This window comes from Pedococcus sp., from assembly GCF_036000045.1.
Lineage (GTDB): Bacteria > Actinomycetota > Actinomycetes > Actinomycetales > Dermatophilaceae > Pedococcus.
The window spans coordinates 1-8,445 of sequence record NZ_DASYGF010000042.1 but is presented as its reverse complement, the minus strand read 5'-3'; the positions used below and the strand labels follow the sequence as shown (position 1 = coordinate 8,445).

The window sequence follows — 8,445 nt, the reverse complement described above, 5'->3', positions numbered from 1 at the left end:
AACTTCCTCTGGACTGCCGCCGCACCGATCGCGGTGGCGATCAGGATCAGGATCTTCTTCATGCCGTCCGCCTTCCCTCCCACAGGGGCGCGGGGATCGGGATTGGTGGGCCTAACAGGACTTGAACCTGTGGCCTCTTCCTTATCAGGGAAGCGCTCTAACCGTCTGAGCTATAGGCCCGTGAGCCCAATCTCCGCTGCGCCACGGTGGGTGGCGCGAGGCACGAGGTTACAGCACCGCAAGACCCACCTCCAAAACGGCCCAAACAGACCCGCGACGCCGTGCCTCAGCAGACGATCCTGCCCTCCAGGCAGGTTGCAACGTATGCCGCGGGCAGCACCCTGCGCTAGCAGAAGTTGCTGCCGGCGAGAGGGGAGGGCACCGCCCGCGAACGAGCGCGCGTCAGTCGTCGGTCAGGGTCAACTGCAGGCCGCCGACCAGGGCGGAGCAGATGTTGTAGAGGAACGCCCCGAGCGTCGCGAGCGCCGTCATCAGGATGACGTCGATGACGCCGATGACGATCGACAGCGACAGCACCCGGCCGAACCCGACGAAGTCCATGATGTTGAACGGGTTCTGCGGGTCGTTGAAGATCGTTCCAACGAGCTTGTTGACCTGCGAGAACACGCCCATCCCGGACAGGATCATCCACAGCACGGCGACCATGACCACGCCGGCGATGCCGAGCGCCACAGAAATCAAGAACGACATCTTCATGGCCGACCACGGGTCGACCCGCGAGACCGTGAGCTTGACCCGGCGAGCACGGGCCACGCCCGCCGCCGAGCCACCCGGGCGGGTCGGGCCGCCCGCCGCCGAGCGGGGGACCGCCGAGCTGCCGGTCACTCCCGGCTGCTGACCGCCCGAGGGACGGGACGAGGTGCTCGTCTGGCCTGCCGTGCTCACTCGGTACCTCCACTGGCTTCGCCATCGGGTTCTTCGGCGACCTGGGTGCCACCGTCCACGACCTGTTCGTTCTCGGACCAAGTTACGGCATCGAGGGCCCCGGAGTCTCCATCGACCACGCCGCCGGGGGCGTCAATGGCCGCGTCAACAGCCTCGCCGGTCACCTCGCCGGTCACCTCGCCGACGACCTCGGCGGCAGCAGCCTCGTCAGCCGCCCGCTCGGGGTTCCGGGCGAGCGCGACGACCGAGTCACCCGGACCCGGGTTGGCGAACTTCATGCCCTGGGTGTTCCGGCCGCGCCGGGTGACTGGTGCCACCGGCATACGGACGATATTGCCCTTGCCCATGATGACCAGGACCTCGTCGTCCTCGTCCACCGTGAGGGCGCCCACCAGGTCACCGTTGCGCTCGGTGATCTTGGCAACGGCCACGCCGAGGCCGCCTCGGCCCTTGGCGTTCCAGTCTGAGGCGGGGGAGCGCTTGGCCATACCGTTCTCGAACACCACGAACACGTCGGGGTCCTCGCCCTCGTGGATCACCGAGAGCGACAGCAGCGAGTCGCTGTCACGGAACCGCATGCCCGTGACACCGCTCGTTGCCCGGCCCATCGGCCGCAGCTGCTCGTCGGTGGCGTGGAACCGCACCGACATCGCCTTGCGCGAGACCAGCAGCAGGTCGTCGGTCGCCGACGCCAGGTCAGCGGCCACGAGCTCGTCGCCGTCCTTGAGGTTGATGGCGATGAGACCGCCGCTGCGGGGGGAGTCGTAGTCCTCGAGCCGCGTCTTCTTGACCAGGCCGTTCTTGGTGGCCAGCACGAGGTAGGGCTGCTCGGCGTAGTCACGCGCGTCAAGCACCTGGGCGATCTTCTCGTCGGGCTGGAACGCGAGCAGGTTGGCGACGTGCTGACCCTTGGCGTCGCGCCCGGAGTCCGGCAGCTCGTACGCCTTGGCCCGGTAGACGCGCCCGAGGTTGGTGAAGAACAGCAGCCAGTGGTGCGACGTGGTGGTGAAGAAGTGCTCCACCATGTCGTCACCGCGCAGCTGGGCACCACGCACGCCCTTGCCGCCGCGTCCCTGCGAGCGGTAGGCGTCGACCCGGGTGCGCTTGGCGTAGCCACCCCGGGTGATCGTGACGACCACGTCCTCCTCGGGGATGAGGTCCTCCATCGACATGTCGCCGTCGAAGAACTCGATCCGGGTGCGCCGGTCGTCGCCGTACTTGGCGACGATCTCGCCCAGCTCCTCGGAGACGATCGTGCGCTGGCGCTCAGGCTTGCCGAGGATGTCCTGCAGGTCGAGGATCAGCGCCTGGAGCCGGTCGTGGTCGTCGATGATCTTCTGGCGCTCGAGGGCAGCCAGGCGGCGCAGCTGCATGTCGAGGATCGCGCGCGCCTGGATCTCGTCGATCTCGAGCAGCCGGATCAGGCCGTCGCGGGCCTCCTCGACGGTCGGCGAGCGCCGGATCAGCGCGATGACCTCGTCGAGCGCGTCGAGCGCCTTGAGGTAGCCACGCAGGATGTGGATGTCGGCCTCAGCCTTGCGCAGGCGGAACTGGGTGCGCCGGACGACGACCTCGATCTGGTGCTCGACCCAGTGCCGGATGAAAGCGTCGACCGGCAGCGTGCGCGGCACACCGTCGACCAGCGCCAGCATGTTCGCGCCGAAGTTGGTCTGCAGCTGGGTGTGCTTGTAGAGGTTGTTGAGCACGACCTTGGCCACAGCGTCGCGCTTGAGCACGATGACCAGGCGCTGGCCGGTGCGGCCGGAGGTCTCGTCGCGGATGTCGGCGATGCCCGACAGGCGACCCTCCTTGGTCAGCTCGGCGATCTTCTGAGCCAAGGTGTCGGGGTTGACCTGGTAGGGGAGCTCAGTGACCACCAGGCACTGCCGGCCCTGGATCTCCTCGACCTCGACGACCGCCCGCATGATGACCGACCCGCGGCCCGTGCGGTAGGCGTCCTCGATGCCCTTGCGGCCGAGGATGAGCGCGCCGGTGGGGAAGTCCGGGCCCTGGATGCGGGCCAGTACGGCGTCGAGCGTCTCCTCGCGCGAGGCCTCGGGGTTGGCCAGCAGCCACTGCGCCGCGTCGGCGACCTCGCGCAGGTTGTGCGGCGGGATGTTCGTGGCCATGCCGACGGCGATGCCCGACGAGCCGTTGACGAGCAGGTTGGGGAACCGGCTCGGCAGGACGACCGGCTCCTGGGTCTTGCCGTCGTAGTTGTCGCGGAAGTCGACGGTGTCCTGGTCGATGTCGCGGACCATCTCCAGCGCCAGTGGCGCCATCCGGCACTCGGTGTACCGCGGCGCGGCGGCCGGGTCGTCACCGGGCGAGCCGAAGTTGCCCTGGCCGTCGACCAGCGGGTAGCGCATCGACCAGTCCTGCACGAGGCGGACCAACGCGTCATAGATCGAGGCGTCACCGTGCGGGTGGTACTGCCCCATGACCTCGCCGACGACGCGCGAGCACTTGTTGTAGCCGCGGTCGGGGCGGTAGCCGCCGTCGAACATCGCGTAGACCACGCGACGGTGCACCGGCTTGAGACCGTCCCTCACATCGGGCAGCGCGCGGCTCACGATGACCGTCATCGCGTAGTCGATGTAGCTGCGCTGCATCTCGGTGTTGAGGTCGACCGCCTCAGTGCGGTCGTAGTCGATGGGCGGTGTCTCAGTCATGAATTCCCTTGTCGCTCATACAGTTCGCAAAGTTCGCCGGTATGCCGCGAGGCGTGGTTCCACGTGAAACCGGCCCCATGGCATACGACTCAGATGTCAAGGCTCAGATATCCAGGAACCGGACGTCGCGCGCGTTGCGCTGGATGAACCCGCGGCGGCTCTCGACGTCCTCGCCCATGAGGATCGCGAAGATCTCGTCGGCGGCGGCCGCGTCGTCGAGCGTGACCTGCAGGAGCACCCGGTGGTCGGGGTCCATCGTGGTCTCCCACAGCTCCTGGTAGTCCATCTCGCCCAGACCCTTGTAGCGCTGGATGCCGGCATCCTTGGGCAGGCGCCAGCCCTGGGACTGGCCGGCCGTCACCATCGCGTCGCGCTCGCGGTCGGAGTAGGCGAACTCGTGCGCGTGGTTGCTCCACTTGAGGCGGTAGAGCGGCGGCTGCGCGAGGTAGACGTAGCCCTCCTCGATGAGCGGGCGCATGAACCGGAACAGCAGGGTGAGCAGCAGGGTGCGGATGTGCAGGCCGTCGACGTCGGCGTCGGCCATCAGCACGATCTTGTGGTACCTCGCCTTGGTCTTGTCGAAGTCCTCACCGATGCCGGTGCCGAACGCCGAGATCAGCGCCTGGACCTCGTTGTTGGCGAGCACCTTGTCGATGCGGGCCTTCTCGACGTTGAGGATCTTGCCGCGGATCGGCAGGATCGCCTGGTTGTGCGGGTTGCGACCGCGCACGGCCGAGCCACCTGCCGAGTCACCCTCGACGATGAACACCTCGGAGATGCTCGGGTCCTTGCTCTGGCAGTCGCGCAGCTTGCCCGGCAGGCCGCCGGACTCCAGCAGCCCCTTTCGCCGGGTGGCCTCGCGGGCCTTGCGGGCGGCCATGCGGGCCGCCGCCGCCTGGATCGACTTGCGGACGATGTCCTTGCCCTCACCGGGGTGCGCCTCGAGCCAGTGGCCGAACTCGTCCGTCATCGCGCGCTGGACGAAGCCCTTGACCTCGGAGTTGCCGAGCTTGGTCTTGGTCTGGCCCTCGAACTGTGGCTCGCCGAGCTTGACCGACACCACGGCGGTCAGGCCCTCGCGGATGTCGTCGCCGGTGAGGTTGTCGTCCTTGTCCTTGAGGAGGTTCTGCTTGCGGGCGAAGTCGTTGATGAGCTTGGTCATCGCCGCGCGGAAGCCCTCCTCGTGGGTGCCGCCCTCGTGGGTGTTGATCGTGTTGGCGTAGGTGTGGACCGACTCGGAGTACGCGGTGGTCCACTGCATCGCCAGCTCGAGCGACAGCTGGCGCTCGGTGTCCTCGGACTCGATCGAGATGATCTCGGCGTGCACCGGCTCGGACTTCTTGGACGACACCAGGTGGGTGACGTAGTCGACCAGGCCGTTCTCGTAGCGGTAGGAGATCTGGCGAGGCTTCTGCTCGGCCGCGTCGACCGTCTCGGCCGCGTCCTCGGCACTCTCGGGCTGGCGCTCGTCGACCAGGTTGATGGTCAGGCCCTTGTTGAGGAACGCCATCTGCTGGAACCGCGCCCGGATGGTCTCGAAGTCGTAGACCGTCGTCTCGAAGATCTCGGGGCTCGCCCAGAAGGTGATGGTCGTGCCGGTCGCGTCCGACGCCTCCTCCTGGGCCAGGGGGGCGACGGGCACGCCGTGGTCGAAGGACATCCGCCAGGCGTGGCCCAGCTGGTAGACCTCGGCGTCGAGCCGGCTGGACAGCGCGTTGACGACCGAGGAGCCCACGCCGTGCAGCCCACCGGACACCTTGTAGCCGCCACCGCCGAACTTGCCGCCGGCGTGGAGCTGGGTCAGCACGAGCTCGACGGTCGACACGCCGTACTGCTCGTTCATGCCCGTGGGGATGCCTCGACCGTTGTCGGTGACCCGGACGCCGCCATCCGCGAGCAGCGTGACGTCGATGGTGTCGGCGTAGCCGGCCAGGGCCTCGTCGACCGCGTTGTCCACGATCTCCCAGACCAGGTGGTGCAGGCCGCGCTCACCGGTCGAGCCGATGTACATGCCGGGGCGCTTGCGGACCGCCTCGAGGCCCTCGAGGACCGTGATCGCGCTGGCGTCGTAGTCCGACCCGGCCGGCACGCCCGCGAGCTCGGCCTCCGCTGCCTCTCGGGCCTGCTCGGCCTCGGCCGCCGTCAGATGCTCGGTCGGACCGTCGGTGGGCAGGTTCTCGTCTGGCGTGAGGTCGGCCTCGGACACAGTGCTCCTTGTCTCTGGCACACCAGCCGCCCGGACGGATCTGTGCGACAGATCGGTCACGCCTCGGCCTCGGTGCACCCTGCTCATGGAACGCGACCAGACTGGAGACCAGCCGGCCGCGGATTCACCTCACAGTCTACCTGTCGGCGGTGTCATGAGCCGCGTCAGGAGGCCCAGGAGCGCACATAGGACCGAAAAAAAGGCCCCCAGATGGTCCCCGGTACGTCGACCGCCCTTTCAGCGCCCGATTCTGGCCTTCCTGACGATCCTCCCCTCATCGGCCCGGGCCGGGCCCTTCAGGCCTCCAGCGTCCGCTGAAAGAGAGTCCGCACTGCCTCCGGTATGCCGTGCTCGGGCACCGCGACCTCGTCGCCGTCCGCGGGATAGGCGACGGTGTAGACGTAGGAGTCGGGGACGGCATGCGGCTCGGGCTCGGCGGCCAGCCGGTCGAGCACCCCCTCGTGCAGCAGCTCGCGCCAGTGGTCTGCGTCGGCGCCGGGCAGGTCGTCGAGAGCCACGGTGCGCTCCTGGCGCAGCCCGGCGAGCCCCCCGGTGCGACGTACGAGCAGGACAGCGGGGCTGGTCACCGGGCCCGGGGCCGGCCGCCCACCCCCGGCAGAGCCCGAGGGACCGCCGGCGGAGCCGGACGTCAGGCTCACTCCCACCTGGGTCCACGCATCCCGCACGGCCTGCGCCTGCGGTGAGCTCGCGGCAAACCGCTGCTCGGCGGCGGCCACCGTCGCCGCCGCGAACGTGGCGAAGTCACAGTCCTGGGGGACGTGGCCCCCCGTGAGCACGTCGTACCAGACCCGGCCCGCACCCTCCCAGGCATGGCCGCCGATGCCGATGGCCGCGAGGTAGAAGGCGTGGTTGGGGATGCCGGAGTTGAGATGGACCCCGCCGTTGTCGTCGGCGGTCTGGACGTAGCCGGCCATGGTGGCCGGCTGCGGGTCCTTGCCGAGCTGGGGGTCGTCGTACGCCGTGCCGGGTGCCTTCATCGAGCGCAGCGCGACGCCATGGACCGACGGGAGGAACAGCCCGGCCCCGATCAGCCAGTCGGCCTGCTCCGCGGTCTGCCCGAGCGCGCGCTGCTTGACCAGCGAGCCGAAGACGTCGGACAGCGACTCGTTGAGCGCCCCGGGCTGGCCCTGGTAGGTGAGCGCGGCGGTGAACTCGGTGACGCCATGGGTCAGCTCGTGGCCGATGACGTCCACCGCGATGGTGAACCGGGTGAAGACCCGTCCGTCCCCGTCGCCGAAGACCATCTGGGTGCCGTCCCAGAAGGCGTTGTCGTAGTCGGTGCCGTAGTGCACGGTGCCGAGCAGCGGCAGGCCGCGGTTGTCGAGGGAGTCCCGGCCGAAGACGTCGTGATAGAGCGACCACGTCTGCCCGAACCCGTCGTAGGCCTCGTCGGCCGCGGGGTCGCCGGTCGCGCCCTGCCCCTCGCGTCGGACCGTGGTGCCCGGCGTGGTCTCCTTGCCGTGCGCGTCGGCGATGGTGCGCTGAGGTGTGTGGCCGTCGTCGACGTGGGGCGCCGGGGCGCCCGCCTGGTGCGCCACCGGGTGGTCGGACGTCGAGAACGTCCGTGGCGGCGTGGCCGTGCGCAGCTGCCGCAGGTGGTGGTCGTGCTCGAGCGAGTGCTGGGCGAGCTGAGCGACGTGGTCGTCAGGCTGCTGGGTCAGCGCCTCGAGCAGGTAGGGCGGGACGATGCTGCAGCGGACGACACCTGTCTTCTTCGCGGCCATATCCATGGGAGTCCCGAGCCTCTCAGTCCTGTCGCTTGCCTCGACCAGGCCAGTCTGCGCCGGACCACCGACGGCCGTCACCCCGAGCCGCGCTCACCCGTAGGTGTCGCGCGGCCCCGGCCCCAGGCTGCGGCGCGGCCCTCTGGACCACGAGGGCGCGCTGGGTCCGACCACCTTGAGGGCCGAGACCGTGCCCTTGCCCACCTCTCCCTCGAGCCGGCCCATGATCGAGGACTCGAGCAGCTGCAGCTGGACCATCCAGGCCGTCGAGTCGGCCCGCACGGTGAGCACGCCGAGCTCGAAGGTCACCGGGGTGCAGTGCTGGGCCACCTCCGCGCCGACGATCTCCGGCCAGCGCCCCATGACCGAGCCGACCGCGACGTCGACCTTCCACCCTCGGTCGGACAGCAGCCGGTCCATCTGGTCACCGAGCAGCTCGGGGTCGCGGCCGTCTCTGGAGCCGGGCCGGCCCGGGACGCCCGGACGCCGAGCGCGCATCGGCTTCAGCCCCGGGCGCAGCCCCTTGTCACGGGCGGCAGCGCGGGCGCGTTGCAGGGCGGCCGTCGCGGCATCCTCGACCTCCACCTCCTCCCCCATAGGTGGTCCCTCCCCACCAGGTACGTCGGTTGGATCGTCAGTCACGGCGCGCCACCTCACCCAGCGACACGGCATACGACTGGCCGCGCAGCGACGCGGGCACGTCAGCGTCCACCGCGGCGGTGATGATCACCTGCTCGCAGTCGGCCACCATGGCGGCGAGCCGCTCGCGGCGGCCGGTGTCGAGCTCGGCGAAAACGTCGTCCAGCAGCAGCACCGGGTCGTCACCGAGGTCGTGGCGCAGCAGCTGGTATGCCGCGAGCTTGAGTCCCAGCGCGAACGACCAGCTCTCGCCGTGGCTGGCATAGCCTTTGGCCGG

Annotated in this window: 5 protein-coding genes, 1 tRNA gene and 1 pseudogene; all 7 read right to left on the bottom strand. The window is 69.3% G+C overall.

Going from position 1 to position 8,445, the window contains the following annotated elements; all coding sequences use genetic code 11:
- Positions 1–103 precede the first annotated feature (103 nt).
- Positions 104–180: transfer RNA gene (locus VGN50_RS07255), tRNA-Ile, on the bottom strand.
- A 222-nt stretch (positions 181–402) separates the two neighbouring features.
- Positions 403–906: a DUF3566 domain-containing protein gene (locus VGN50_RS07250; RefSeq protein WP_327444050.1), complete on the bottom strand. Its 504-nt coding sequence runs from the start codon at positions 904–906 to the stop codon at positions 403–405.
- Positions 903–3,578 carry a DNA gyrase subunit A gene (gene gyrA / locus VGN50_RS07245; protein ID WP_327444049.1) on the bottom strand — a complete coding sequence of 892 codons (2,676 nt, stop codon included), beginning with the start codon at positions 3,576–3,578 and terminating at the stop codon, positions 903–905. Before gyrA ends, VGN50_RS07250 begins: the two co-directional genes overlap by 4 nt.
- Before the next feature lie 103 nt (positions 3,579–3,681).
- Positions 3,682–5,667: a DNA topoisomerase (ATP-hydrolyzing) subunit B gene (gene gyrB / locus VGN50_RS07240; protein ID WP_327444051.1), complete on the bottom strand. Its 1,986-nt coding sequence runs from the start codon at positions 5,665–5,667 to the stop codon at positions 3,682–3,684.
- A gap of 413 nt (positions 5,668–6,080) precedes the next feature.
- Positions 6,081–7,535, bottom strand: coding sequence for a protealysin inhibitor emfourin (locus VGN50_RS07235; protein WP_327444048.1), 1,455 nt, complete (start codon positions 7,533–7,535; stop codon positions 6,081–6,083).
- 87 nt (positions 7,536–7,622) lie between these two features.
- Positions 7,623–8,171: a DUF721 domain-containing protein gene (locus tag VGN50_RS07230; RefSeq protein ID WP_327444047.1), complete on the bottom strand. Its 549-nt coding sequence runs from the start codon at positions 8,169–8,171 to the stop codon at positions 7,623–7,625.
- Positions 8,164–8,445: pseudogene (locus VGN50_RS07225) on the bottom strand (DNA replication and repair protein RecF); the annotation flags it as partial. The pseudogene VGN50_RS07225 and the gene VGN50_RS07230, both read right to left, overlap by 8 nt.